This window comes from Corynebacterium sp. TAE3-ERU30 (assembly GCF_019209925.1).
Classification (GTDB): domain Bacteria; phylum Actinomycetota; class Actinomycetes; order Mycobacteriales; family Mycobacteriaceae; genus Corynebacterium; species Corynebacterium megadyptis.
Genome location: NZ_JAHUTO010000001.1, coordinates 567,376 through 592,851, shown reverse-complemented (window position 1 = coordinate 592,851; position 25,476 = coordinate 567,376). Strand labels below are relative to the sequence as shown.

The window sequence follows — 25,476 nt, the reverse complement described above, 5'->3', positions numbered from 1 at the left end:
CTAGCGCCGGTTGGTCGTATTCTGCGCGGCGCTGAGCGAGTCGCTAGCAGCTAGCCAGGCGCCCTCGGCGGCCCGAGCAATGGCCTGCTCCATCTCTGGGGAGGGATCGATAGGCCCGAGCACCCACACGGGGATGGCTACCGGTTCGCTCTGCGGTGGGCGGCCGATGCCGATGCGCACCCGCACATAGTCCCGCGTGCCCAACGCGGCGCTGAGCGATTTCAGCCCGTTGTGGCCGTTTTCATTGCCGCCGCGTTTGATTTTCACCGTCCCGGCGGGAAGATCCAGCTCATCGTGGATCACGATCACGTGCTCGGCGTCCAGCTCGAGGTGGCGGTGGAGAGCCTCGATCGCCTCGCCCGAGTTATTCATATAGGTATGCGAGCGGGCCAGCACAATGCTGCGGCCCTCATGCTCCAGGGCGGCGATGCTCAAGGGGGCACCGGCGACCGGGGTGAGGATATCGCCGCGGCGCGCCAAGATGTCATCGATGGCCATGTAGCCCACGTTGTGCCGAGTGGCCTCATAGTTACTACCGGGGTTGCCCAGTCCCAGAATCAGGTAGTCGATGCGCTCGGGCAGGCTCGTGGTGGGGGTGGGAGTCCGCGAGCCGAGGCGAGCGAAGAAGGAGCGGAGGGAGTCGCTGAGGTTTTCAAATCGGTGCACGCATCGATTCTTGCACATAGGCTCGACAGCTATGAGTCATCTCCTGCAGGATCGGACAATCACACTTATTGCCGCCCCTATGGCGGGTGGGCCATCGACCCCACAGCTGGCGGCGGCGCTGTGGAATGCCGGGCACCTCGGTTTCCTCGCGGCGGGGCGCGCCAGTGTGGAGGCTTTGCGGGAGGATATGGCCACTGCCGCGAAGCTCGCCGGCGGGCTCAACGTGGGAGTCAATCTTTTCGCCCCGCATCCGCGGCCGCGCTACCTCGAGACCCACTCCCACGAGCAGTGCGCCGCCGCGCTGGGCAGCCGTTGGACATCTGAGGTGGACTATAGCTTCGGCTGGGAGGAGAAATTCGCGGCCGTGCTCGAGGCGCGGCCCCTGGTGGTGAGCTCCATGTTTGGCTGCTTTTCTGCCGCGGAGGTGCAGCAGGCCCAGGAGCGCGGGATTGAGGCGTGGGTGACTGTGACCAGCCCCGATGAGGCCCGGCAGGCTCAGCTGGTGGGAGCGGATGCGGTGATCGTGCAGGCAGCCAGCGCCGGCGGGCATCGCGGCACCTGGAAGCAGGAGGATGAGCCCACCACCATGAGCCTGCCGGAGCTCTGTGCCGCCGTCGCGGCCGGCTGCGAGCTGCCGCTCATCGCCGCCGGCGGGCTGAGTACCCCAGAGGCTGTGGCGGATGCCTTGGCACTCGAGGGCGTGGTGGCGGTGTCCTGCGGCACTGCCTTCCTCTTGGCCGAGGAAGCCGGCACCTCCGAGAGCAATCGTGCGATTCTGCGCGAGGGCCAGCTGCGCACCGCTGCCACGCGCGCCTTCACTGGGCGAGTGGCCCGTGGGGTGATCACGGGGGTGGACGAACACGCTGCGGCCACCATGCCGCCGGTGTTTCCGCATCTCGCTCCCGCCCCAGCGGGGCAGAAGGCGAGCCGAGCCTGGGCCTATTGCCTCGCTGGGGAAGGAGTGAACGACTGCCTCGAGGCCCCTGCCGCCGAGATCGTGCAGCAGCTGACATCCGCCGCCAGCCGCCGCTAAGAACGCTGGGTGATTCCCGCCCCCACGCCACTTAGGTCAGCTAGACTTTCACTAGTTAAGGCTATGGTAATCAGGCCGGCTGTCTGTGGATCGCGGGGACGCGGCGCGAGGTGGCGTCGATAAGCATCGATGAGCGCGAAGGAGGGGCAAGGATGAAGCTGGAGAAGGTTCGCCGCAATTTGGAGAAGGGCAAGACGAAGAAGAAGTGTTGCCGTTCCAAGAAGCGCTGCTGCTCGTGTCCGGTGGTGTGCCATCGGCTGCGCAAGGCCAATGCCTTGGATTTGGACGATAAGGCGCTGAAGAAGGCGATCGCCAAAGCGCGTAAGTGGTAGCGCGGATCACAGCCGAGTAGGGGGTGGCTCACATCCGCGTGACCGGATGGGGGAGAACAGACATAAAAGTCCCCCGACAGGTGAGAAAGTGGGGTGAAAACGGCCCCCTGAAAACCACATCTTCGCTACCGTTTGAGGTGGACATTGAACCATTCACCCATCACTAGCGGAGGATAAGAACGTCACTATGACCGACGCCCACACCCCCAACCCCAGCGACTGGAGCAAGCGTATCGAGCTCGCGGAGCAGATGATCCCACTGATCGGCCGCCTACACCGCGAGAAGAATGTGGTCACCTCAATCTTCGGCCGTCTGCTGGTGAATCCGTCGGACATCGAGATCATCAAGATGCACCGCTATGCTCGCCGCGTGGTGGAGCGCGAGCTGCCCTTGGAAGACACCCTGCCTGTCTTCCAGACCTTGCTGGAGATGGATCTCGGCACTGCCTCCATTGACGTTGCCCGCCTGGCCATCGGCCACAAGAAGCATGGTGGCGATCTGCGTGCCTACCTGGAGGAGCAGCTGGCCGATGTGATCGGTGATAAGGGCACCGATGTGCAGCGCGATGTGGTGCTCTATGGCTTCGGCCGTATTGGTCGGCTATTGGCCCGCATCCTCGTCGCCCGCGAGGCCCAGGGGCGGGGCACCCGCCTGCGCGCTGTGGTGGTGCGCAAGAAGTGTGCGGATGACATCGCCAAGCGCGCCTCGCTGCTGCGCCGCGACTCCATCCACGGCGCCTTCGAGGGATCGATCACCATCGATGAGGAGAAGGAAATCATCTGGGCCAATGGCACCCCCATCCAGATGATCTACGCCAATAGCCCCGAAGAGGTGGACTACACCGCCTATGGCATCAACGACGCCATCGTGGTGGACAACACCGGTGTGTGGCGTGACCGCGCCGGGCTGTCCCAGCACCTCAAGTCCAAGGGGGCATCCAAGGTGCTGCTCACCGCCCCGGGTAAGGGCGATATCAAAAACATCGTCTACGGCATCAACCACACCGATATCGAGGACTCGGACGAGGTGCTCTCCGCCGCGTCCTGCACCACCAATGCCATCACCCCGGTGCTCAAGGCCATCGACCACCGCTATGGGGTGGAGTTCGGTCACGTGGAGACCGTGCACTCCTTCACCAATGATCAAAACCTGATCGATAACTTCCACAAGGGCGAGCGCCGCGGCCGTGCCGCCACCTTGAACATGGTGCTCACCTCTACCGGCGCGGCGAAGGCCGTGGCGAAGGCCCTGCCGGAGCTGGAAGGCAAGCTCACCGGCAATGCCATTCGCGTGCCCACCCCGGATGTGTCCATGGCGGTGCTGAACCTCACCATGAAGAAGGACGTGGACGCCGATGAGGTGAATAACTACCTGCGCACCGTGTCGCTGAAGTCCGAGCTGCGCCAGCAGATCAACTACATCAAGTCGCCTGAGGTGGTGTCGAATGACTTCATCGGCTCCACCCACGCCGGTATCGTCGATGGTCTGGCCACCATCGCCACCGGCAATCACCTGGTGCTCTATGTGTGGTACGACAACGAGTTCGGCTACTCCAACCAGGTGATCCGCATCGTGGAGGAGATCGCCGGCACTCGGCCGCGCGTCTATCCGCCGCGTCGCGCGCTCTCTGAGCTGGACTAATACCTGCAGAAAGCAACGCCCCACCCTCGGTTTCGGGTGGGGCGTTGTGGCGCTTATCGACGCCGACTCGGCGGGCTCTGCAGCCCAGCCGGTGACGGGGTTTAGACCGGCTCGGGGGAAGAGCCAGATTCTTGCTTGCGCTGTACCAGCTTCTCGGCGTGTGGGTCCTTGCTCTTCTTCGCCCAATAGAGCAAGCTCCACGCCACCGCGGCGATAAATAGCGCCAGCATGGGGCCCAGAATCCAGCCGGGGCCGAATTGGTAGATGATCGGCACAGCGAGCGCAGTAATCACGCCGCCGCCGAAGAAGGGCTCGAATACCAGCTGCTTATAGCCGAAGGCCTCGAAGGCGGGGCTTTCGCCATCGGGGTCGGCGATGCGCATGAGGATCAGGCCGGTAGCGGTGACACCCATGGACTGGCCGAAGTCGCCGATACCGCGCTCGAGCCAGTAGGAGGGGATGGTGCGCGGCACCAGCCACAGCAAGATGACGACGTTGATGATGATGCCGCCCACGCACAGCAGCACGAAGGGCCAGAAGTTATCGGCGATTGCCTGCAGGGAGATGGTGGCGAGTGCGGCCACGATGAGCATATCCAGCGCCAGGCCCTGCAGGCGCAGCATCATATTGGAATCCACCAGGTAGTCATAGCCGGTTTTATTCAGCAGGATCTGCACGATGATGCCGCCGATCATGGCGATCGGGAAGAGCGGCACATAGCGCAGCAGCTCGACCTTATCTGCCCACAGCATCTGCTCCACCCACTGCAGGAACTCGAGGATGCAGATACCGATGAGGATGGACAGCCCAATGAATGCGGCGTGCAGGGACATCGGCTCGATGGAGGAGGGGCGAGAGGTCATCATCGCGGCGGTGTATTGCTCATCGCGGCGGAAGAGGCCACGCTGCTCTTCGAGAGAGCGGTCTTTGACCTCGGTGACGATGGTGGTGCGGCCGGTGCGGATAGCCCAGTTGATCACACCCACGCCGATCACGATGCCGCCCACCAGGCCCACGGTGGCCACGGCCACGGCGAGATCGCCGCCCTCGGGGAAGCCCACCTCGTGGAAGACGTCGATCATGCCGGCGGCGGTGCCGTGTCCGCCCTCAAAGCCGATTTCGATGAGCGCACCAGCCATGGGGGACATCCCAAACAGGGGAGCCAGCACCAGCATGGCGAGCAGCATGCCCACCACATACTGGCCAGAGGCGAAGGCCACGCCCACCGAGAGCTGCGGGCCGGCCAAGTGATAGACCTCTTTGGGCTTGGGCAGCTTTTGGCCCAAGAAGAGGGTGGCGAAGACGACAGAGATCAACAGCCCCGGCAGGGTCTTCCATACGCTGAGCATGTCCTCGCCAAAGAGGCCACCAGCCTGCAGATACTCTGTGGCGGTATTCTCGCCAAACCAGCTGGCGATCGTGCCCAGCACCTCGGGGCCGAGAAGCAGGGCGAGGGTGCCAGCAATGATAGAGCTGGGCAGGAAGAGGTTCTGCGTCCACCGAACGCGCATACGCACGACCTTGCCCACGAAGAGCACGACTAAGAGCACGACGAGCGCAAAGCCAACGGAGTTGGGGGTCATGGCTTAGGAGATCTCCTTTTCTATTTTCCGGGATGCACATGTGGCGCACCGCACACAACAGGGAAGTAATGAAGTACATTAGCCTGTGCTGTGCGGAATAAATAGAACAGCTGATACGGCACCGAGAATGCAGGGGTGTTGTCCCTGCAAGGTGGTGCATGCTTTCCAGCCCGCGGCTGCGCCGCTATCGGTGAACACCGTGGCTAGTGTGATCCCGTGCTCGGCGAAGCCGGGCACACACAAACCCGCCTCATCCACGCACGACAGGCTGGAATAAGGCGGGTAGAAGCGGGCACTGCCCCGAAAGCGTGCTTAGCGCAGCGCCGCGAGAGCAGCCTCATAGTCCGGTTCGGTGGCGATCTCCTCTACCAGCTGGGAGTGCAGCACGGTGCCCTCGCCATCTACGACGATCACGGCGCGAGCCAGCAGCTGGGCCAGCGGGCCATCGGTTTGCACCAGGCCGAGGTTATCGCCGAAGCCACGGCGGAAGTCCGAGGCCACCTGCACGTTCTCCAGGCCTTCGGCACCGCAGAAGCGAGCCAAGGCGAAGGGCAGATCGCGGGAGACATTGACCACCACGGTGTTGTCCAGACCCGCGGCGAGCTCATTGAACTGGCGCACGGAAGCGGCGCAGACGCCGGTATCTACCGAGGGGAAAATGTTGAGCACCACGCGGCGCCCAGCGAAATCAGCATTGGTGACAGTCTCGAGCGAGTCATTCGTCAGCGAGAACTCGCCGAGACGCGAGCCCACCTCGGGCAGCTCGCCGGAGACGGTGACGGGGTTTCCTTTAAAAGCGGTATGAAGAGTCATGTCTCCTTTGTACCCGAATACCTCAGACGCCGACGTCCGAGAGATAACGCAGCACCGCTTTGACGCGGCGGTTGTCCTCCTCGGGGGAGAGCCCCAGCTTCTGAAAAATCGCGGCAATATGTTTCGCCACCGCCGCGCCTGAGACCACGAGACGGCTCGCGATCTCCGGATTGGATAATCCCTGAGCCATGAGCGCCAGCACCTCACTTTCCCGGGCGGTGAGATCACTCATGCCCTGCTGGGAATGCACCATGGCCTGGGCTACCTGCGGATCAATCACCATGCCACCGGCAGCCACCGTGCGTAGCGTCCGGATGAAATCAGCGACATGCCCCACCGAATCCTTCAGCACATAGCCGGTGCCGGCCACACCACCGGCCATCTCCAGCACGGTGCGGGCATAGGCCGGCGCCACATACTGGGAACAGACCACGATGCCCAGCTCGGGGTAGCGCTGCCGCACCGCCACGGCCGCGTGCAGGCCGTCATCGCTCATCGACGGCGGCATGCGGACATCCGTGACCAATAGGCTGATCTCCGCGGAGTGGGCGTCGATAAGCGGCATGATCTCCTCGGCAGAGGAGCACTGCGCCAGCACATGAAAGCCCTGGCGTTCCAGCATGGCTGCCAAGGATTCGCGCAGCAGACCGGAATCATCGGCCAAGACAATATTCATAGCGAGCGATCCTTTCTCTCCGCTGTAGAGCTGAGGGTGCCGAGCACGATGCCGGACTCCCCGCGATGTAGCAGCAGCGGCACATCCGCCACCACCTGGGTGGGCCCGCCCGGCGGCGAGTTCACCTCCATCGTGCCCCCGAATGCCGCCAAACGTTCCTTGATACCGTGCAGGCCACCACCGGCGACGATATGGGCGCCACCCGGGCCGGTATCGAGCACCGAGATCCGCAGCCCGGAATCGACCGTGAGCAACACATCCACCCGCGCCTCGGGGGCGTATTTGCCGATATTGCTCAACGCCTCAGACACAAAGAAATACCCGCAGGCCAATACCCCCTCCGGCAGGGTGGGAAGTGGATGCGGGCAGGTCAGCGAGGAACGCAGCGGCATCGACTGCAGCAGCTCCTCCACCGCGGCCACCAAGCCGGCGTCGCTGAGCATGTGCGGATGAATCCCGCGCACCGTACTCCGCAAGGCCGCCAGCCCCTCATCAAGATTGCGGTGGGCCTGCTCTAAAAGAGCACGCAGCTGCGGATTATTCTCCACTGCGGGATCCAGCTCGGCCTCGCCCAACGCCATCGCCGCCGCGACGAAGGACTGCTGGGCACCATCGTGCAGGTCCCGCTCAATGCGCCGCCGCTCCACCTCATAGGCATCCACGATGGTGCGACGAGAATCAATGAGCTCGCGGATCTCCTCATCGCGCTCGCGTCGAGGCCCAGCGGCCCGGATGCGGAATCGAGAAAACAAACCTGCCATGGTTCCCATTCTAAAAGGGCCGCCGGCCGCCATCGCCGTGCTGGGGCCGGTGGGGGTAGTGCTAGGACTACGTGGAAAACTAGCCTCTAGGTTATTGGGAAAGACCAGCGTAGAGCCTTGAATGAGAGATATGACAACACACTCACTACTCAGCGCGCAGAACCTGTCTAAGAGCTTCGGCGCGGAACATGTCCTCCACGATATCTCCCTCGAGATCGGCGCCGGCGAGGCAGTGGCCGTGATGGGCCCCTCCGGCTCCGGTAAATCGACATTGCTGAACTGCCTCGCCGGGGTGCTGGTACCGGATGCGGGATCGGTGATCTACAACCAGCGTGATATCACCACCATCAGCGACACCGAGCGTTCGCGCATCCGGCTGCACGATTTCGGCTTCGTATTCCAGGACGGCCAGCTCATCCCCGAGCTCAGCAGCCGCGAAAACGTGGCCATGCCGCTACAGTTGCGCGGCAGCTCGCGCCGCGCGGCGCTGCGCCAGGCCGATGAATTGCTTGCGAAGCTGGGCATGAGCGGCCATGGCGGCAAGCTGCCCGGCAATATCTCCGGCGGCCAAGCCCAGCGCGTGGCCGTAGCCCGCGCCATCGCCGGCGAACCGACGATTATCTTCGCCGATGAGCCCACCGGCGCCCTCGACCAAGCCACCGGACATGAGGTGATGCAGCTACTCACCGCTTTAGTCGAGCGCAGCGGCTCCACCCTGCTCACGGTGACCCACGACAGCAACGTGGCGCAGTGGTGCGACCGGCTCATCGAGATCCGCGATGGGCGGGTACACACGGACCGGCCCATCGATGGCTCCCGTACCCGCACCGCCACCGCCCACGCGGCTATGCGACGCAGCGCCGGGGAGGGGCAATGATGAACCCCACCACAGCCTCCTCCACGGCGCCCACCAGCGCCCCACAGCCGCAGCGGGTGTATCGTGGCGCGGCGAATCTGCGCTCGATTGCCTACCAGGTATTTTCTGCGCGCATGAGCCGGCGCGATGGCTCAGGGCTCTTGACGCTCTTGTCGATCGCAGCGTTTACCGCGGTGACCGCAATCGTGATGATCGTGGCCTCCGGCACGTGGATGTTTGTCTACCGCGAACAGCACCCGCGCGAACTCGCGGTCCACGCCATCGCTGCGGATCCCACGATGTCGACGCTTCTCGGGTTTTATGTATTCCTGGCCGGTTTCGCCTGCGCCCTGCTGATCTTCCCCGTGCTCTCGCTTACCAGCTCAGCCACCCTGCTGGGGGCCCGGATGCGGGAACGCCGACTGGCCTGCTTCCGCCTGCTCGGGCTCTCCCGCGCGGAAGTCAATCGCATGGGGCTAATCGACACCCTCGTGCAGGCCGCGGTGGGTGTGGTGCTGGGCACGGGCGGAACATTGCTTCTGCTGCCATTCTTTCAGCGCCTGTCCTTTCAAGGAGACACGGTGCGCTATGAGGAAATCCTGGCGCCGTTGTGGCTTTATGCACTGCTCGATATTGCGCTGCTAGGTTTTGTCACGCTCTCGGCCTGGTGGAGTTTGGTGCGGATCAATATTTCCCCCTTGGGAGTATCGCGCCGTTCCGCACCGCGGGCCCTGCGCTTTTGGCGGATCGCCGTGCTTATTGCCGCCATCGGATTGTTCCTGCTCACGCCCGCACCGCGGCTGAGTTCTGGTCCGGCCCAATACGCCAAATCTGTGGCGGTGATTGTGGTGTTCCTGCTCAGCGTGGATCTGGTGATGCCGCTGGTGATGCAGCTGGCATCGCGGCTGCTAGCCCGAGCCCCGTGGCTGCTGGTCAGCTGGCCGGCCCGTCGGATAACGCTGGAACCGGTGAAAGCCTGGCGACGCGTCTCCGGAGTGGCAGCCGTCTCGCTCATCGTGGCGGTTCTTGCCTCCGCACCCTTTCAGAATCCCAGCGACCCTAATATCCAAGACGCAGTCACGCAGATGTTTGCTGAGTTTGATAGGGACATCACCACCGGCGTGATATTCACCATCTCCTTCACCTTCATTCTGGCCGGTATTTCCGCGATGATGAATCAATGCTCCGCTGAGTTCGAACGCGCGCCCCAAACCCTGGCGCTGCACAAGATGGGCGTGCCCAATCGCGTCGGCCTGGCTGTCTCGTGGCTCGAGATGCTCGGCCCCCTCGTGGGAACCTGTGTGATGACCTTCATCTTCGGCCGCATCCTCTTTTTGCCCTATTCCAGCTATCAGGAATTCACTGACACCGATCCCACCGTTTTCGAACACCCCGCCTCATGGATCGCTATTGTCGTTGCCGGTGCGGTGGTGATGGTGGTGGCACTGAGTGTGACTCTGCCGGTGCGTTCGCGAGTGCTCGCCGGGGCGAAACGGGTGCGCCGCGCCGACTAGCCAGTGACGCTCTGCTCGATCAGATCGGCTGCATCGCTGCACACAAAGGGCAGCTCGCGGCGCTCACGGGTACTGAAGGGCTTGAGCACAAAGCTCGCCGGTGCCTGGGAACCCGGCGGGCGCCCGATGCCCACCCGAATGCGCGGAAAGTCCTGAGTTCCCAGTGCTTGGGCGATCGAGCGCAGCCCATTATGGCCGGCCATGCCACCGCCCATCTTGTGCGCGACCTGGCCAAAATCGAGCTCCATATCGTCGTGCACCACCAAGATCTTGCTCGGGGGTAGCGAGAAGAAACGCGCCAAGGCCTGCACCGGCCGGCCGCTGAGGTTCATCGCACACAGTGGCTTGGCCACGATGAGCCGCTGCTGGCCCAGGCGCAGCTCCGCGATCTGCGTGCCGGATTTTTTATGCACGCTAAAGCGTGACGACGCCATCCCGCGGCCCGCCAACTCATCGGCCACCATGAAGCCGATATTGTGGCGGGTCTCGGCGTATTTTGAGCCGGAGTTTCCCAGCCCAACCACGATAAAACTGTCCATGGTTCCTCACCCTAGTAGCAGCGATACCGCAGCGGTTTCCGGGCCTAGGATCAGCTGCTGTGGGCCCTAGCCGAGCTCGGGCGCATCCTCCGGCAGCGATGAGGCGCGGGGAATGAAATGGGAGGGCAGTAGGAGCTTGCGGTGGGGCTTGCCCTCCATCAACCCGGCGAGTTCATCAATGACCACACCAGCGAGTTCGGCGAAGTCCTGGCGAATAGAGGACAGGGGAGGGGTCAGGTAGGAACTGACTTCATCATCGTCAATGCCGATGAGCTTATAATCCTTGCCCGCGGTGAAGCCGTGCTCGGCGAAGGCGCGGGCGCAGCCGACCGCGATTTTGTCATTGCCGCCGATGACGGCCTCGGGGAGGCCAACGTTGAGGATCTCCTGCGCGGCAGCATAGCCATCGCAGGCGCCCCAGCCCCTGCCGCCAAATAGCGAGAAGGAGTGCTTCTTCAAACGGCTATAGCGCTGGTAGATGACCATACGTTCCCGGGCGTCGATATATTCCCGATCGCCGGTAATCATGGCCGTATCGGTTATTCCTTGGTCCCACAAATGGTCCAAGGCGGAGTGGAGGCCGGAGACTTGGTCGATGCCGATGGTGGACATGCCCTCAATGCCGTGGTCGACGGAGCTGATCATCACCCCGGGCGCGCCCGTCCAATGCTCGAAGAGCGGTAGAAGGCTGCGATGCTGGAAGAGGATGACCGTCGCCAGCACTTGCCGGGAGCGCAAATAGTCAAGGGCGGATTGCGCCTCCGCGAAGTCGGCATTGGCCGAGGAGGAGGTGAGCACATGCCATCCCCGATGTTTGGCATGGGCCTGCAGCTCGGCAAAGAGGGTGATCAATCCATGAGACATCGTGCCCACAGAAAGGACACCGATGGAGCGGGAGGAGCCGGAGGCAAGCATTTGGGCCGCTGCGTTGGGCCGGTAGTCGAGCTCGCGCATCGCGGCATAGACGCGTTCACGGGTGGCTGGTCGCACGGAAGAATGGTTATTTACCACTCGAGACACAGTTTGCGTGGATACCCCCGCTAACTGTGCCACATCCTGCATAACTGCCTTTTTACGCACGCCGGTAAGTGTACATGACGCCCAGGACACCCGAGAATGCGGGTGGCCTAGGCGCCATACAGTCTGTCGAAATACGTGAATCTATTCTGGAATGACAATTCCCTTCGTGAGAATAATATTTCCGTAGAGAGCGGTGTCCGTGGTCGCAACAACTGCGAAACACTTCTTTACTTGCTCATAGAACTCGAATCGTTCAAAGTGCTTCACGGTATGGCCCGGATAGCTGCGTTCGGCGATCTCGGCGAATTCGCTCCATACGGGAGGCTCTGGATCGTCTCCCACAGTTTCCATGAGACCGATCTGCCACGGATTATAGGGATCCAAGGGCATGAGCTTGAGGATTGCGTCCATCATGCCAGCCACGGTGTGACCATCTGCGTGGATGACCGTGGAATTGAGGGTGTAGCCTGGGAAATTTCCATCTCCGATGACGATGCGATCGCCATGTCCCATGCGGGCCAGAGTGTAGAGGAGTTCCGGTGAAATCTTCTCCGGGATATTGCGGAGCATGTGTTCTCCTTAGTGTGAAAAGAGGTGACGATGAGGGGGCGTGAGAGTGCTTATGTATTCAGCCTCCTATGCGGCAGCCGGCGCGGTTTCGCCAGGGTTCTTGAAGCGGAGCGTAAATACTCCGTAGGACAGCACCACAATGAAGCAGACGAGAACAACAATGAACGAGTGGGCGGTGCCGATAGTATCGACGAGCAGGCCTTGTACCGGGGGAAGAATAGCGCCACCGACGATGGCCATAACGAGTCCAGCCGAACCGAATTTTGTGTCTTCTCCGAGTCCGGTGAGTGCCTGGCCATAGATAGTGGGGAATAGCAAGGAGATACAGGCGGAGAGAGAAGCGATAGCGATCAAACCGATGATGTTCCCGGTAAGAATACCGACCAAGGTGAGCACGACACCCAAGGAGCACATGATGATCAAGAGTCGGCGGGCGTCGATGATGCCCATCAGGGCGGTCATGACGAAGCGGGCAACGAGGAAGCAGATCAGGGAGACCTGGAGCCAGATTCCCGACTCCGCGTTGGTCTTGCCGACGACATTGGTGGCGTAGTGGATGACGTAGGTCCAGATACAGGTTTGGGCACCAATGTTGAAGAACTGGGCAACCACACCGAAGGAGTAGCGGCGATTGCTGATCAACCGGCCCAGGCGGCCCGAGCTCGGTACCGGAAGGGCGACTGCGTCGTCTCCGGCGCTTCGAGAGCGATCAGGAATCTTGACCAGCGCGATGGCAATGCCGAGCACCAAGTACAGGATGGCGAGGCCCACGAAGGGAATCATCACGGCCTTGAGCTCGCCCGAGACCATAGAGGTGAGTTCCTCTTGGGGCAGCGATGCTCGCTCTTCTGCCGTGTGCTCGTGAATATTGGGCAGGATCATGATGGCCGCAACCAGCACACCCAGGTTAGAACCGATGGGGTTGAAGGATTGGGCGAAGTTCAGGCGCCGCGTCGAGGTCTCTTCCGGACCCATGGCGATAACAAACGGGTTAGCAGAGGTCTCGAGGATAGACAGCCCGGCGGCGAGGGAGAACAGGGCCCCGATGAAGGCCACGAAGGTCATGCTCAGGCTCGCGGGGTAGAACGCAAAGGCGCCGGCAGCAGCGAGGAAGAGGCCGATACATACGCCACCCTTATAGCCCAACTTGGAGTTAATATAGGCCGCCGGAATGGCGAGCAGGAAGTAGGCCCCGTAGTAGGAGAACTGCACGAGCGAGGATTGGAACGTCGACATCGAGAAGACCGAACCAAATACCTTGACGAGAGGCGCGGTCATGTCGGTGGACATACCCCAGGCTGCGAAGCAGGACACCAGAAGGATGAAAGGAACGAGCATTCCATCGTTCAGGTACTTTTTACGTTCCTTCTTCGGGGGTGTTGTTTGTGGACTGCTAACGGAAGTGTCAGTCATGATCTTTTCTTTCAGTCGTCCGTCGGGCAGACGGTGGTGATCACCCCAGCGTTGCGAACCCATTCCGCTAGGTCTGCAGGGGGAACGTTCAGGGTGAGGAGCTGGTTGATGATGTTTCCTAGGGCCGTGGCCTCAGGATCCGTCACGTGAATGCTTTCGCCGAGGGCGGCGGCTGTCCTTTGCATGAGGAAGAGGTTCTTTACCCCGCCTCCCATGACATAGGTTTTCCCCGTGGATCCGGTCAGAGTGCGAAGCGTGTGGATCGCATCTGCTTGAGCTCGGGCGATGGAATCAAATACGACGCGCAGGATCTCGCCTCGTGTCGAAAGGGTGACGTTATGTTCACGTGCTGCCTGCACGACGCGATCCGGCATGTCTCCAGGGGCACTGAAGCGTGGGTCGCATACATCGATGATGGCGCCTGGATTTGAGGCGTCCGCTAGCAGCCGGTTGAGTTCTTCGTAACTTGGATTTCCCCAGGCGCGCCGACACTCTTGAGCGACCCAGAGCCCAGTGAGGTTGAGCTCGGCTCTGTTATCGCCCCGTGCGGTGGCTTCATTGGTGACCCCTCGGGAGTAGGCCTCCTCTGTCACCACCGCTTCTGAGGTTTGCGCGCCAACAACGGACCATGATCCGCAGGAAATAAACATGGCGTCTTCGGGATAGCCACATTCCCGAGACAACGATGAAAGTGCACAGGCGGTGTCATGAGAGCCAGCGGCGATGACGCGCACGCCATCGGAACGGGTGCCGATCACGCGCCGCTCGCTGGTGATAGAGGGGAGTCGTTGCCGGTCGATACCCGCTGTGGCGAGTATTTCCTCGGACCAATCCTCATGACTTGCCGCGAGAAGCCCCGAGGTAGAGGCGATTCCTCGCGACGCCCACGCCTGGGTGGGCTGATCGAGCAGGCAGCGGGCGATGAAGTCCGGGAGGAACATCACCGTGCCGGTGCTGGGCGGTTGCAGTGCGAGTCGATATACAGAGTTAATGTCTTGGGGGAGAACGCCGGAGGCGTGGTACTGCTCCGCCTCCGGCATTCGTGATGCCATCAGGCTTCGGCCTCGGGCGCCGGCACTATCCCGATAGGAGCGTGCCTGCGACAGAGGATTATTGTTCTCGTCGACGACGACGAAATCGACTCCCCATCCATCGACAGCAACTGAGTCGATATCTCCGGCCGCGTGGAGTGCCTGGGTGGCTGCGTCTTTCAGCGCCTCCAAGTCCCAGTACAGGTTTCCCTGCTCATCGGTGCAGACGTGGTGTTCTGCACGAAACACTTCCGACCTTGTCAGCTTCTTGGAATCTGTGTCCCATGCACCAACAATTCCACGAACGGAGGACGAGCCCATGTCGATTGCCAAAGTCCTGATGACCCGTGACATTATGTGATCCTTATCTCTTGTCGCTCAGTGCACTGCGCAATTAGGCAAAGAAGGGACCATAGTTTTCGCAGGCGCGGAAGTCGGCGCTTTCCTTGTCTGCGGTTCCATGGAGACCCCATGCGCGCGGGCGGAAGATCTCTGCATCGTCCACGTTGTGCATGTTCACTGGGATACGGAGCATGGCGGCGAGAGTGATCAGCTCCTTGCCGAAGTGGCCGAAGCCGATGGCGCCGTGGTTCGCGCCCCAGTTGTCCATCACGTCATACACCGAGGTGAATGCGCCCTTGCCCGTCAGACGCGGGGCGAAGAACGTGGTGGGCCAGGTGCGGTCCGTGCGGTTCTCGATCTTGGTGGTGGCCTCTTCGCTCAGGGTGACGGTCTCACCCTCGGCGATCTGCAACACCGGGCCGACACCCTTGATCAGATTCAGACGAATCATGGTGACAGGCATGTTCGGAGCGGTGCGGAAGTGGGTGGAGAATCCACCGCCACGGAAATACTCGTGGGTTGCGGCATGGAAGGTGGTGGCCTCCATGACAGCCTTCTGGTCCTCTTCGGTGACTTCCCAGAAAGGCTTGGTGCACGGATTGCCCTCGGCGTCCTTCATCACGCCGGTGGCGTCGAGAGTGGTGGCGCCGGAGTTACGCAGGTCCAGGAAGCCATTCGCGGCCCCGCCGGTGGGCTTTTCACCAGTGACGCGCTCGATGGCCTCGGGGGACCAGTAGGTGCGCACATCGGAGAACATCTGCGTGCGGTTGGTGAGCAGGTAGTTGAGGAGCATGCTGGCACCATTGAGGGTGTCATTCTCCGTGGCCAGCACCACCGGGCGGCGAGCGCCGTTCCAGTCGAAGGTGGTGTTCAGCATGGTCTCCATGAAGTCACCATTGGGGTAGGTGTCGGTCCACTGACGCTGGCCCTGGAAACCGGAAGCGATGGCGTTGAAGCCGCATGCTTCCTCCTCGAAGCCCAGCTCGGCGAGCTTGGGGTTGCCCTCCATCATGTCGCGGCCGATGAGGGCCATCTTGGTGATGAAGTCCCACTGCTCTTCGGCATCGTCGCGCGGCTCGGGGTTGAAATCCTTGCCGATCTGGACGTTCTCACGCACCCATGCCCGTGCCTTCTCATACTCTTCGGGATCGAAGATGCCTTCGTTGATGCGGCGAATGAACTCAGTCATGTCCACGGACTCCACGCGCATGCCGAGATAGTCCTGGAAGAAGTGGCGATCGATGGAGGAACCAGCGATGCCCATGCAGGTCGAGCCCATCTGCAGATAGCCCTTACCGCGCATCTGTCCCGCAGCAACGGCTGCGCGAGAGAAGGTCAGGATCTTGTCAGAGACTTCTTCCGGGATGTCGGTGTCATCGGCATCTTGAACGTCGTGACCATAGATGCTGAATGCGGGAATGCCGTACTGAGCGTAGGCAGCGAGATTTGCGGCCAGCGTGACGGCGCCGGGGCGCTCGGTGCCGTTATAGCCCCAGATGGCGTGGAAACGGTTGGGATCCATGTCCATGGTTTCCGTGACATAGCACCAGGCGGGGGTCACGGTGAGTTCGGCGATCACGTTCTGGCCAGCGAAAAGATCGTCGCAGGCAGCTGCTTCGCCGGGGCGGCCGATGGTGGTTTCGGCGATGACGACCTCGACGGGCTCGCCGTCGAGGTAACGGAGATTCTTAGTGATGAGATCGGCGGCAGCGTGGGCCATCCACATCGTTTTATCTTCGAGTGATTCGCGGACTCCGCGACGACGGCCGTCAATGGTGGGTCGGATGCCAATCTTCGGATGATGAACCATGAGTACTTCTCCTTCGGGAGGTAATGTCACCCCAGTATGGGGGATCTGGAGCGCCGTGGCCGGTGGGGGCGATTGGGCCTAGCCATCGGTCCGTGGGCACTGTCTCATGCCCGTATGTTAGCGCTATCAAAAGCTTAACATCGCCCCTACAGGCGGGGAAGAGGTTTCGGCATCTTTCCCGCTAGCCCCACACATACGGGGTGGGTTTTGTGGCGTTCGCCCAGCGTAACGGCGGCTGAGACGGTCGTCACCCTGGCTCGTGAGGATGGGAAAGGCTGGAGGAGGGGGCCGCCTAATGGGGGTAGCTATCCGGCGGCGCGGAGCAGGGAAGGAGGGTGTGGCATGATAACGCTCACACATGACAGCGCAAAAGAGCCCACCATGACGATGGTGGGCTCTTCGTATTCTGGCTGAGTGTTTGTGCGGCTTAGCGCTTGTGCGGCTGGCCGTAGGTGGCGATGGCGGCGCTGGCCTCTTCCATTTGCTCGGGCGTGAGGATGCGCGGGGTTCCCGCGGCGCGGGCGTTGAGGTAAACCTTGGACAGCCATTCAATGGACTGTGCCTTGGTGTAGGCCTCGGCGAGGTCCTTACCTGCGGCTACGGAGCCGTGATTGCCGAGCAGACATGCGGTTTTGCTCTGTAGTGCGGCCTCGACATTGTCGGCGAGCAATTGGCTGCCATAGCGGGCGTATTCGGTGACGGGGATCGCTCCGCCCATGGTGGCCGTGATGTAGTGGATATTGGGTAGCTCTGTCACGCCTTTTAGGCTGGCCACGGTGGTGGCATAGGCGGAGTGCGTGTGCACGATCGAGTCGAGCCCGGTGGTCTGCAGTGCCTGGAGGTGGAGATGAATCTCGCTGGTGGGTCGATACTGACCTTCGACCTGCTCTCCGGTGTCGAAATTGACCACGCAGATATCTTCTGGGGTGATTCCGACGTAGGGCAGTCCGGTGGGGGTGATGGCGACGAGCTCACCGGCGCGGATAGAGATATTTCCGGCCGTTCCCACGACCAGCCCGTCGGATGCGAAGTGCTGGCAGTAGTCGGCGATGAGTGTTCTCTCTTCTGAGAGAAGCATGGTGTCCTCCTGGCGATTGGGTCTGCGAGTAGAAGCCGTGGGTGTCTATCACTGTCGTGTCTATGTGGTGACTAGCGATATATGCAGCTAGAGGCTATAAAACGAGAAATGATAGCGCTCTCATTTGTCATGTTACTACTCTTCGCAGCGATCGGCATAGCGTACGTGGAATAAAGTGAGTTACGACAAGTACGATACAAATACCCACTAACAGGGGTGATCTAGCGGATATGGCTGTGTTTATATCCGCTGCGGTTCGCCGCGGTTCGCTTTGCCCGAATACAGTGCAGCACCAGTCCACAGTTTCCTCAGCAGGGAAGTGGAAGATAGAAACACGCTGCACGCAGGCGATTGTTGCCTATTTAGCGGCGAGCGCGGCGCCGCCCAGCGCGGCCGCTTGCCCCGCAGGCGGCGCAGGGCAGGGCGTCAGCAGCGGCCCGTGCGGGGGTAGTGGCCTAGGCGGAGGGTTCTGCTCGGAAATCTGAGGTGAGCAGCTGCACTTCGAAGGGATCCTCGGCCAAGCCGGTGAAGCCGCGGCTGCTGAGATGGACCTGCTCGACGGCGATGGGCTGCACCGCGCCACTGGCGAGAATCTCCCGAGCGATCTGTGCGGCCGCGGTCTCGCGGCTCTCGGTGTCTGTGGTGGTTAATGCGGAGGCAATCTCTGCGTCCACGCTCCCATCGCAATAGCGGGCGATGTTATAGCGCTTGCCGCAGGTGGCATCGGAGGCGAGATAGCTGAGTGTGTCCGCAGCACCACTCATGTAGTTGCGGGAGCCGAGAACAAGATCGAAACGCCCGTCTAGGATCCGGTTTTCCAGCGCCCCATAGCTATCAATGCTGAGCTGGACTTGGAAACCGGCCTGCTCGAGCTGTTCGGCGATCTCCGATGCGAGCTGGGGAAGCTCGGGGATATCGGAGTAGGTGGCCATGGTGATATGGGTGGGGCCATCCTCGAGGTCGTCTGTGGCTGGGGTGTTCAGCTTGATCGGCTTCGTTGTGCCATCGCCGCGCTCGGCGGCGCGGAAGAGCGTATTCTGCAGCGCATCCTTATCTGCGGGGTAGCTATCGCGGACCAGTGCGGGCACATCGAGCGCCTCAATCGCGGCGCTGCGCACATCGGCACGGGTGAAGATGCCTTTGCCCGTATTGAAATACAGCAGACTGGTGCGCGGGGTGGATATCGTCATCACCTCGGCGCGCTCGCTCACATCACTCAGGCTCTCAGCCGGCAAGCCGGCGGCGACATCGAGCCGGGAGCTTTGCACCTCGCGGGCCAGCTCGGCCGGATCGGCGGAGAAGGTGACATCCACGCTCGGCACTCCGGGCTGATCGCCCCAGTAGTCCGCATTGGCCTCAAGGTGTGCGTGCTGCGGGGTGGCGTCCTTCCACACATAGGGGCCGGTGCCGAAGCCGATCGGGGTGATCACCAGGCGCTCATCTTCTGTGGTGTAGGCCTTGGGTGAAAGAATCATGGTGCCCGGGTCTGCGAAGCGCTGCGCCAAGATCGGGTCCTGGCGATCGGAGGTGACCGTCACCTCGAGAGTGTCTGTGGCGGTGGCCCGCAGCGCCGCCGAGCCGAGCCCGCGCGGCCGATAAGGAGAGGCAAAAGCCTCGTTGAGCGAGTTGGCCACGGCCTCGGCATCCATCTGGGTGCCATCATGAAAGTCCACCCCAGAGCGCAGTTCGAATACCACGGTGGTGGAGCTGGGCTGCTCCCAAGACGAGGCCAACCAGCCTTCGGGAGTGCCGTCGGGGGCGATGCGCACGAGCGTTTCCGAGGAGCCTAAACGCGTCGCGATGGAGGCATCCGCACTAAAGGGCGCGAAGCCGGCGACGGGGGAAAACGCCACGCCGAGACGAGCAGAGTTGGCGTTGGGGGTGCCGGAATCGGCGGAACAGGACACAAGCCCAATCGATAGGGCACACACTGCCGCAAGGGCAGTGGTGGTGGCAACGTTCATGAGGCAAGAAGCTTTCTAGATAAGCACCGAGAGTCACCTCATGGTAGCGCGCCCAGATACACCACCACCCTAGGCACGCACGAAGGGCGCCTAGGGTGGTGGTGCGAGGTGGCGTCGATAAGCATCGCGCCAGGGTGGAAGGAGATTACTCCTTGTCCTCGGAGTCGGAGTCCTCGTCGGAATCCGCATCGTCCTCGTCCACGGTCGGGACGTCCTCCGGATCCTCGTTCTCGGCCTCGCCCGGCTCGACATCCTCGGTCTCCGGGTAGACGACGCTGAGAACCAGCACGTCTTCATCGGCAGCCAGGGAGCAGTTGCCGGGCATAGCAACGTCCTTGGCCAGGATCTGGGTACCGACCTCGAGGCCCTCGATGTCGATCTCGATCTCTTCCGGAATGGAGAGCACGTCGGCCAGCAGGAGCAGGGTGTCTGCATCCTGGTAGACGAGAGTGCCCGGAGCCGGCTCGCCGGTGTAGGAGATCGGCACCTCGACCTCGACCTTCTCGCCGCGGGAAATGGCGTAGAGGTCGATGTGGTCGATGTCGAAGCTCAGCGGGTTCTGATCAACGTGCTTGATCATGGTGAGGTGCTCCTCGCCATCGACGTTGACGTTCACAATCGCGTTCACACCGTGGTTACGCACGATGGCGGTGAACTCGATGCGGTCGACGGTGGCGTGCACCGGGGCCTCCAGGTGCTTGGAGTACACCACGAGGGGGATCAGGCCGTCGCGGCGGGCACGGCGGGCAGCGCCCTTACCGAACTCAGTGCGAGCGCTTGCCTTGATATCAATTGCCTTAGTAGCCATTGTTATCTCCTTAAAAGTTTGTGTTAGTGGTCAGCGCACCGCAGACGGGTTGTGCTTGATCGCGCCGGAACCATGTGCAGGTTCATGACACGAAAAAAGCCCGCAGGCAGTGCGTGGCATCTCGCATCGCCGCAGGCTAGAAGCCCCAATAGGTGGGGCTGAGCTCTTGGATCGCGTCGATAACGGGGCTTGGGTTACAAACCCCCTCGCCGAGACGAACGGAAGTCTAGCACAACCCGCAGGTTATCCACCAAAGACAACCCGATTTCGGATACGGCCGATCCCGTCGATAGAGACCTGAACCACATCATTATGGGAGAGATACTCGCCGCGACCATGCCCCACACCCGCCGGAGTGCCGGTGGCAATCACATCGCCAGGATTGAGCGTGTACAGCTGTGAGCAGAAGGAGACGAGATCCGCTGGGCTAAACACCAGATCCGATAGCGGCGCATTCTGGCGCTCCTCGCCATTGACCACGGTGTGCAGCCGCGCCTCCGCATCCAACTCATCAGGGGTGACCAGCCACGGCCCGAAACCGCTGGTGCGCTCCAAGGACTTGCCCTGATGCCACTGTTGCGTGCGTTTTTGCAGCTCACGACAGGTGAAATCATTGATCACCGAGAAGCCGGCGATAGAATCCGCGGCCTCCTCCGGTGTGGCATTGCGGGTGCGCTTAGCGACGATCACTGCCAGCTCACCCTCGTAGTCCGCAGTGTCCTGAGCGAAAGACGGCACCTGGATATCGTCGAAGGGGCCGATCAGCGCCTCGGGGAACTTGATGAACAAGGTGGGCACATCGGGGCGTTCGTGGCCCATCTCCGCGATGTGGGCCGCATAGTTCAGGCCGACGCAGATGATCTTGCCGGGGCGCGGAATCGGCGGGGCCAGGGTGTGCTGCTCAAACTCGACCGTCAGCTCCGAGGCGTGTGCGGCGAGCTCTCGCCAATTGGGCTGCTGGAGTAGCTCTGCCACATCGGCAAACTCGCCAACAAGAGTGGCCGAGTGGTCATCGTCGACGCGTCCCACGCGAGTCCGATCCGGGGTAAGCGGGGAGCGAAAGGTAGCAAGCTTCATGTCCACCGAGGCTACTTGCCCCGTGGCTGGAGCGCAGTGCGGCTGGTAGGGAAGGGGTGGGCCGCGCACCGGTGGGGCCAGCGGGTGTTTAAAGTTGAAAGGACACACACAGGTGCGAGGAAGGAGGATGCGGGTGCGGCTCTTCAGGAAGAAAGCAGCGACCTCCCCGGACGAACACAGCCAGGCGGAGAAGCGCGACAGCGCTCACGATGGTGATGCCCGAACGCACAGTGGCGCCGGCCACTGGTGCGATGCAGGAGCAGCGGCAGACATTGCACCCGAATCCGCGATCGTGCTTGAACCCGCGGTGACCGGCCTCGATGCACCCATCGCCGTGTTTCGCACCGAGGATGACGAGTTCTACTGCATCGACGACACCTGCACCCACGAGGATGCATCGCTCGCTGAGGGCTGGGTGGAAGGCTGCGAGGTGGAATGCCCCGTGCACGTGGCAGCCTTCTGTCTCAAAACTGGGGACGCGCTCACCCCACCCGCCAGCGCGCCCGTGCGTACCTACCCAGTACGGCTGAACGACGGGCACGTGTGGGTGCTGCTAGGGGAGTGAGGGGCTAGGCCTCGGCTCCGCGGAGATAGCTCAGATCTGCGGGATTTACGGGGACCTCAAAATCCAACTTCATGCGCACAATGTCAACGTTGCCATCTTTCACCGGCATCCGTTCTTGAGTCGCGTCGCGTGAGGTCACTGGGCCAAGGTAGAAGAAATCAGTGCCTTCGCGATCATCCCGCTTCGCGAACATGTGGAGGTCGACCGAGTTGTCGATGATCGGGATGAGCTCCTTGCTCTGCAGGGTACGTCGTCCACGGGTGTACCAGGTCATGGTCTCCGGGGAGTCGAGATAATCCTCGTACCGGGTGCTCTCAGAGAACGCATCACCCTTGTGGTGGGTGATGTAGATCGGGCAGGTGTTCGTCTCTTTATCTATCTTGTAGCCGTTAATCACGCCGCGTTCATTGCGCCTCCAGTTGAAAAGCCGGCAGAAATCTTCGCGGTTGTATAGCTTGCCTACGATCATCTTTCCGTCGATGGAATGCTTCTCCTTGTTGAGGAATAAGCTCGTCTCGATAATGTCGTCGACATGAGCCTTGAACAGCTCGGATGAGCGATAGTTCTCCTGGAATATCGAAGAAAGCCTGAGGTCGTTGCCTTCTCGCGTGATGACCGGAAATTCTGGCTCAGTTTTCCAGCAGTCGAACTCTCCGGTGAGCACGCGGACCGCGCTATCAATGGTGGCGCGATCGGATGTTGTGCCGTAATCGGCAAACAAAGCGCGGGTCTCGTCGATTGTTGTGGGGCCATCGATGAGACGACGAAGCAGGAGCGGTTCGTGTGGGCGCTTACCGTCGAGAATCCTCAGAGAGAGCAGATTGAGCAAGCCTACTTGAGTCTCGCTTGGGCTCTCCTCGCAGAACTTCGCAGAATATAACAGCGACCAATAATTCTTCTTCTTGAGAGCCATGACCTCCGGCTCAACATGGTCGAAGCGGGCGAAGTCATAAAGCGTGGGTACTTTGTTGAGGCGAGCGCGAAGATCTGCAATATCCTGCTTCAACAGGTGGAAGTTGTCCATTGTTGCCGTGCTAATAGCGTCGAGGATGCGTTGCTGGGCAATGTTATCGAAGGAGATATGACTTAGTCCGGACACTGCTTTCGCTGCACGTGCGCCGTCTCGAAGGACGCCCTTTATTCTGGTCTCACCAGTGAGAGCCATCGGTACCAGATAATTGTTCTTGTAGTTACCGATGAAGTCGATGACACGAAGGTTCTCTTTACCCGGGTACTTCCTTAGACCGCGACCGAGCTGCTGCGTAAATACAATGACTGACTGCGTGGGGCGCAGCATTACGATCTGATTGACCTTCGGAATATCGATCCCCTCATTGAAGAGATCCACCGTAATAATGTAATCCAGCTCGCCGGCCTCGAGCCGCCGCACCATGCGCTCGCGCTCCTCGTGTGAGTCGGTGGCGCTGAGAGCTACAGTGCGAAGAGGTCGCCCGAATAGTTCAGACTCATTGAGCATGCGAGAAAGGTCCTGCGCCTCTTCGGTGCGACTGCAGAAGATAAGACCACACACATCCCGCACGCGACCATAGACGCGTAGTTTCTCCAGAAGATGCTGCACGCGTTCCTTGGCGACCAGATATTTCAAATCTGTGACGTCATCTACGGTGTTGCCGTCTTCCGCGACATAGTCAGCTACACCGTAATAGTCGAAGGGCGCCAGCATATCGTTCTCCAGCGCAGTGCCGAGGCGGATCTCGAATGCCACGTTGAAATCGAAGAGCTCATAGACGCTGCGATCATCCGTACGCTCGGGAGTCGCAGTGAGCCCCAAGAGGAAATCAGGCGTGAAGTGGTCCATGATCCGGCGGTAGGAGTCAGCAGCTGAACGGTGAGCCTCGTCGATAATGATGTAATCGAACTGATCAGGGCTCAGGCTGTCTAAGCTGCTGTGGCGAGACATCGTCTGCACGGTGGAGAATACGTAGCGAGGCGTGGCATTCCGTTCATTGCCGAGGAATACAGAGAACTCGTCATCCTCTGCGTCAATCACACGACTGAACTCCTCGCGCGCTTTACGCACGATCTGTTCCCGATGAGCAAGGAACAAGAGGCGAGTCGGTTGCGCTGCACGTGCGGCAAGTGCGGCCAGAATGGTTTTACCGGTGCCTGTGGCGGAAATAATCAGTGCTTTCTGAGCGCCGGTGCTGCGCAGCTTAGTGATCTCTTCCAATGCATGAAGCTGCATGTCATTGGGGGTGATGCGCTCTCTCGTGCGTAGTTGGGTGTCCCGCTCAGGAAAAGCTGGCGCCTGACGGCGCGAGCGATACTCCTCGATCCAGTCCCGAGTCAAAGGAACGGAGATACCACGTTGGTAGCTCGTGGCGTCGTGTAGCTGATAGGCGATGTCCCCGTGTTCCATCGCGCTGAATTTGACGTTCCACTCCTGATTTTTCATCAGTGCTTTACGGGTCATATTCGCACTGCCGACAATGGCGGTGACACCGAAAACCGTGGAGAAAATATAGCCCTTGGCGTGGAATCCATAAGTGTGGTCATCCACCACGCGAACTTCAATATTCGGAAGTTGGAGTAGCTCCTCAAACATTTCCGGGGAGTTGAAATCCAGATAGGTGGACGTGATGATCGTCGCCTTACCCGTGTACTTGAGTAGGTACGGCTTGAGGAGGGCAAGAGCGCCCGGGGTAATAAACGCCACCGAGAAAATAAAGGAACTACACCGCTCCATCTCTCGGGTGATAGCGGCCAGCATCGTGTTGGGATCGCGATTATCGATCAGATGAGGGGTTCCATCGCCCTGTGGTGCATGGTCCTGATCAATAAAGCCATGGTGAAGATCATCCAGCAGCTGCGGTGTGGGATTGGTGTTGCTCATGCGTGTGACAGGATCTCCACGGTAGGAACATCGGCCGGCGCCCATTCCACGTCGTTTAGCTCCTCTTTACTGAGCCAGCGGACCTGCTCGTGCTCGGTCAGTGTGGGCTCTTCCCCGGAGGGCAGAGAGCACACGTATGTGGCCAGTTCAATGATCGCGAAATCATACTCATGCCGCGTGGTGGTGATGTGTTCTTCGATCCGGGCGTCGATCAGTAGCTCTTCTTTGAGCTCGCGGGCGAGGGAAGCCTCCGGTGTCTCTCCCTCTTCAATCTTTCCCCCCGGGAACTCCCAGAAGCCGCCGAGGCTCTTTCCCTGTCCTCGTTGGGCGGCAAGGATCTTTCCGTCTCGTTGGAGTACGGCGCCGGTCACTCGAATGGTCTTCTTCATCACGCCTCGCGTCATCGGGGGTTAGTGCTGTTTGACGTTGTAATTGTAGCAATCGCCCCGGACACCAGACCCTGATATTGGCTCATGCGGAGTGTTCCATCAATCGGAACGAGAGCTGTCGATCATAGTGACCTGAACCA

The 25,476-nt window shown here is 61.0% G+C and carries 23 protein-coding genes; 6 read left to right on the top strand and 17 right to left on the bottom strand.

Annotation, left to right across the window (positions count from 1 at the left end; all coding sequences use genetic code 11):
- A complete protein-coding gene (gene pth, locus KR227_RS02545; RefSeq protein WP_370625139.1) occupies positions 1 to 666 on the bottom strand; it encodes an aminoacyl-tRNA hydrolase in 666 nt (221 codons plus the stop codon).
- Positions 667 to 697: 31 nt separating this feature from the next.
- Here pth (KR227_RS02545) and KR227_RS02540 point away from each other — a divergent pair, with 31 nt between their 5' ends.
- The 3 genes from KR227_RS02540 (at position 698) to KR227_RS02530 (ending at position 3,673) form a co-directional block, all read left to right on the top strand.
- Positions 698 to 1,699 carry a nitronate monooxygenase gene (locus tag KR227_RS02540; protein ID WP_218363568.1) on the top strand — a complete coding sequence of 334 codons (1,002 nt, stop codon included), beginning with the start codon at positions 698 to 700 and terminating at the stop codon, positions 1,697 to 1,699.
- Positions 1,700 to 1,851: 152 nt separating this feature from the next.
- Entirely contained in the window at positions 1,852 to 2,031 is a 180-nt protein-coding gene (locus tag KR227_RS02535; RefSeq protein ID WP_151530084.1) for a hypothetical protein, read from the top strand.
- 187 nt (positions 2,032 to 2,218) lie between these two features.
- Positions 2,219 to 3,673 carry a glyceraldehyde-3-phosphate dehydrogenase gene (locus KR227_RS02530; protein ID WP_218363567.1) on the top strand — a complete coding sequence of 485 codons (1,455 nt, stop codon included), beginning with the start codon at positions 2,219 to 2,221 and terminating at the stop codon, positions 3,671 to 3,673.
- Between the two features lie 101 nt (positions 3,674 to 3,774).
- On the opposite strand, the gene KR227_RS02525 is transcribed toward KR227_RS02530, so the two are convergent.
- The 4 genes from KR227_RS02525 to KR227_RS02510 form a co-directional block, all read right to left on the bottom strand.
- The gene (locus KR227_RS02525) at positions 3,775 to 5,256 is read right to left on the bottom strand and encodes a sodium/glutamate symporter (protein WP_218363566.1); all 1,482 of its coding nucleotides are present in this window, start codon (positions 5,254 to 5,256) and stop codon (positions 3,775 to 3,777) included.
- A 312-nt stretch (positions 5,257 to 5,568) separates the two neighbouring features.
- Positions 5,569 to 6,069: a thiol peroxidase gene (gene tpx, locus KR227_RS02520; protein ID WP_151530087.1), complete on the bottom strand. Its 501-nt coding sequence runs from the start codon at positions 6,067 to 6,069 to the stop codon at positions 5,569 to 5,571.
- 22 nt (positions 6,070 to 6,091) lie between these two features.
- Positions 6,092 to 6,745, bottom strand: coding sequence for a response regulator transcription factor (locus KR227_RS02515; RefSeq protein WP_218363565.1), 654 nt, complete (start codon positions 6,743 to 6,745; stop codon positions 6,092 to 6,094).
- Positions 6,742 to 7,506, bottom strand: coding sequence for a sensor histidine kinase (locus tag KR227_RS02510; RefSeq protein WP_218363564.1), 765 nt, complete (start codon positions 7,504 to 7,506; stop codon positions 6,742 to 6,744). Before KR227_RS02510 ends, KR227_RS02515 begins: the two co-directional genes overlap by 4 nt.
- Positions 7,507 to 7,636: 130 nt before the next feature.
- On the opposite strand from KR227_RS02510, the gene KR227_RS02505 reads away from it, so the two are divergent.
- Together KR227_RS02505 and KR227_RS02500 are read left to right on the top strand one after the other, a co-directional pair.
- Positions 7,637 to 8,383, top strand: a complete 747-nt coding sequence (locus KR227_RS02505) for an ABC transporter ATP-binding protein (RefSeq protein ID WP_218363563.1) — start codon at positions 7,637 to 7,639, stop codon at positions 8,381 to 8,383.
- Positions 8,380 to 9,876, top strand: a complete 1,497-nt coding sequence (locus KR227_RS02500) for an FtsX-like permease family protein (RefSeq protein ID WP_218363562.1) — start codon at positions 8,380 to 8,382, stop codon at positions 9,874 to 9,876. The genes KR227_RS02505 and KR227_RS02500 overlap by 4 nt, the downstream gene beginning before the upstream one ends.
- Here KR227_RS02500 and pth (KR227_RS02495) read toward each other — a convergent pair.
- From pth (KR227_RS02495) to KR227_RS02450, 10 genes are all read right to left on the bottom strand, one after another.
- On the bottom strand, positions 9,873 to 10,415 hold the full coding sequence (gene pth / locus KR227_RS02495) for an aminoacyl-tRNA hydrolase (protein WP_218363561.1): 543 nt from the start codon (positions 10,413 to 10,415) through the stop codon (positions 9,873 to 9,875). The two genes, KR227_RS02500 and pth (KR227_RS02495), sit on opposite strands and share 4 nt — an antisense overlap.
- 66 nt (positions 10,416 to 10,481) lie before the next feature.
- Complete coding sequence (locus KR227_RS02490) at positions 10,482 to 11,477, bottom strand: LacI family DNA-binding transcriptional regulator (RefSeq protein WP_255549078.1); 996 nt, start codon at positions 11,475 to 11,477, stop codon at positions 10,482 to 10,484.
- 99 nt (positions 11,478 to 11,576) lie between these two features.
- A complete protein-coding gene (locus KR227_RS02485; RefSeq protein WP_218363559.1) occupies positions 11,577 to 12,005 on the bottom strand; it encodes an RbsD/FucU family protein in 429 nt (142 codons plus the stop codon).
- 66 nt (positions 12,006 to 12,071) lie between these two features.
- Complete coding sequence (gene fucP, locus KR227_RS02480) at positions 12,072 to 13,418, bottom strand: L-fucose:H+ symporter permease (protein WP_255549018.1); 1,347 nt, start codon at positions 13,416 to 13,418, stop codon at positions 12,072 to 12,074.
- An 11-nt stretch (positions 13,419 to 13,429) separates the two neighbouring features.
- The gene (locus tag KR227_RS02475; protein ID WP_218363558.1) at positions 13,430 to 14,803 is read right to left on the bottom strand and encodes a rhamnulokinase family protein; all 1,374 of its coding nucleotides are present in this window, start codon (positions 14,801 to 14,803) and stop codon (positions 13,430 to 13,432) included.
- A gap of 40 nt (positions 14,804 to 14,843) precedes the next feature.
- Positions 14,844 to 16,601 (bottom strand): L-fucose isomerase, encoded by a 1,758-nt coding sequence (locus KR227_RS02470; protein WP_218363557.1) that lies wholly within the window; start codon positions 16,599 to 16,601, stop codon positions 14,844 to 14,846.
- A gap of 427 nt (positions 16,602 to 17,028) precedes the next feature.
- Positions 17,029 to 17,679, bottom strand: a complete 651-nt coding sequence (locus KR227_RS02465; RefSeq protein WP_218363556.1) for a class II aldolase/adducin family protein — start codon at positions 17,677 to 17,679, stop codon at positions 17,029 to 17,031.
- A gap of 455 nt (positions 17,680 to 18,134) precedes the next feature.
- Positions 18,135 to 19,643 (bottom strand): ABC transporter substrate-binding protein, encoded by a 1,509-nt coding sequence (locus KR227_RS02460; RefSeq protein WP_218363555.1) that lies wholly within the window; start codon positions 19,641 to 19,643, stop codon positions 18,135 to 18,137.
- 145 nt (positions 19,644 to 19,788) lie between these two features.
- Complete coding sequence (locus tag KR227_RS02455) at positions 19,789 to 20,451, bottom strand: 50S ribosomal protein L25/general stress protein Ctc (protein WP_218363554.1); 663 nt, start codon at positions 20,449 to 20,451, stop codon at positions 19,789 to 19,791.
- A 243-nt stretch (positions 20,452 to 20,694) separates the two neighbouring features.
- Positions 20,695 to 21,528: a fumarylacetoacetate hydrolase family protein gene (locus tag KR227_RS02450; protein ID WP_218363553.1), complete on the bottom strand. Its 834-nt coding sequence runs from the start codon at positions 21,526 to 21,528 to the stop codon at positions 20,695 to 20,697.
- 292 nt (positions 21,529 to 21,820) lie between these two features.
- On the opposite strand from KR227_RS02450, the gene KR227_RS02445 reads away from it, so the two are divergent.
- Positions 21,821 to 22,093 carry a bifunctional 3-phenylpropionate/cinnamic acid dioxygenase ferredoxin subunit gene (locus tag KR227_RS02445; protein ID WP_370625135.1) on the top strand — a complete coding sequence of 91 codons (273 nt, stop codon included), beginning with the start codon at positions 21,821 to 21,823 and terminating at the stop codon, positions 22,091 to 22,093.
- Positions 22,094 to 22,097: 4 nt separating this feature from the next.
- On the opposite strand, the gene KR227_RS02440 is transcribed toward KR227_RS02445, so the two are convergent.
- Positions 22,098 to 24,947 carry a DUF3427 domain-containing protein gene (locus tag KR227_RS02440; RefSeq protein WP_218363552.1) on the bottom strand — a complete coding sequence of 950 codons (2,850 nt, stop codon included), beginning with the start codon at positions 24,945 to 24,947 and terminating at the stop codon, positions 22,098 to 22,100.
- Positions 24,944 to 25,336, bottom strand: coding sequence for a (deoxy)nucleoside triphosphate pyrophosphohydrolase (locus KR227_RS02435; protein WP_151548898.1), 393 nt, complete (start codon positions 25,334 to 25,336; stop codon positions 24,944 to 24,946). The genes KR227_RS02440 and KR227_RS02435 overlap by 4 nt, the downstream gene beginning before the upstream one ends.
- Positions 25,337 to 25,476: the final 140 nt, after the last annotated feature.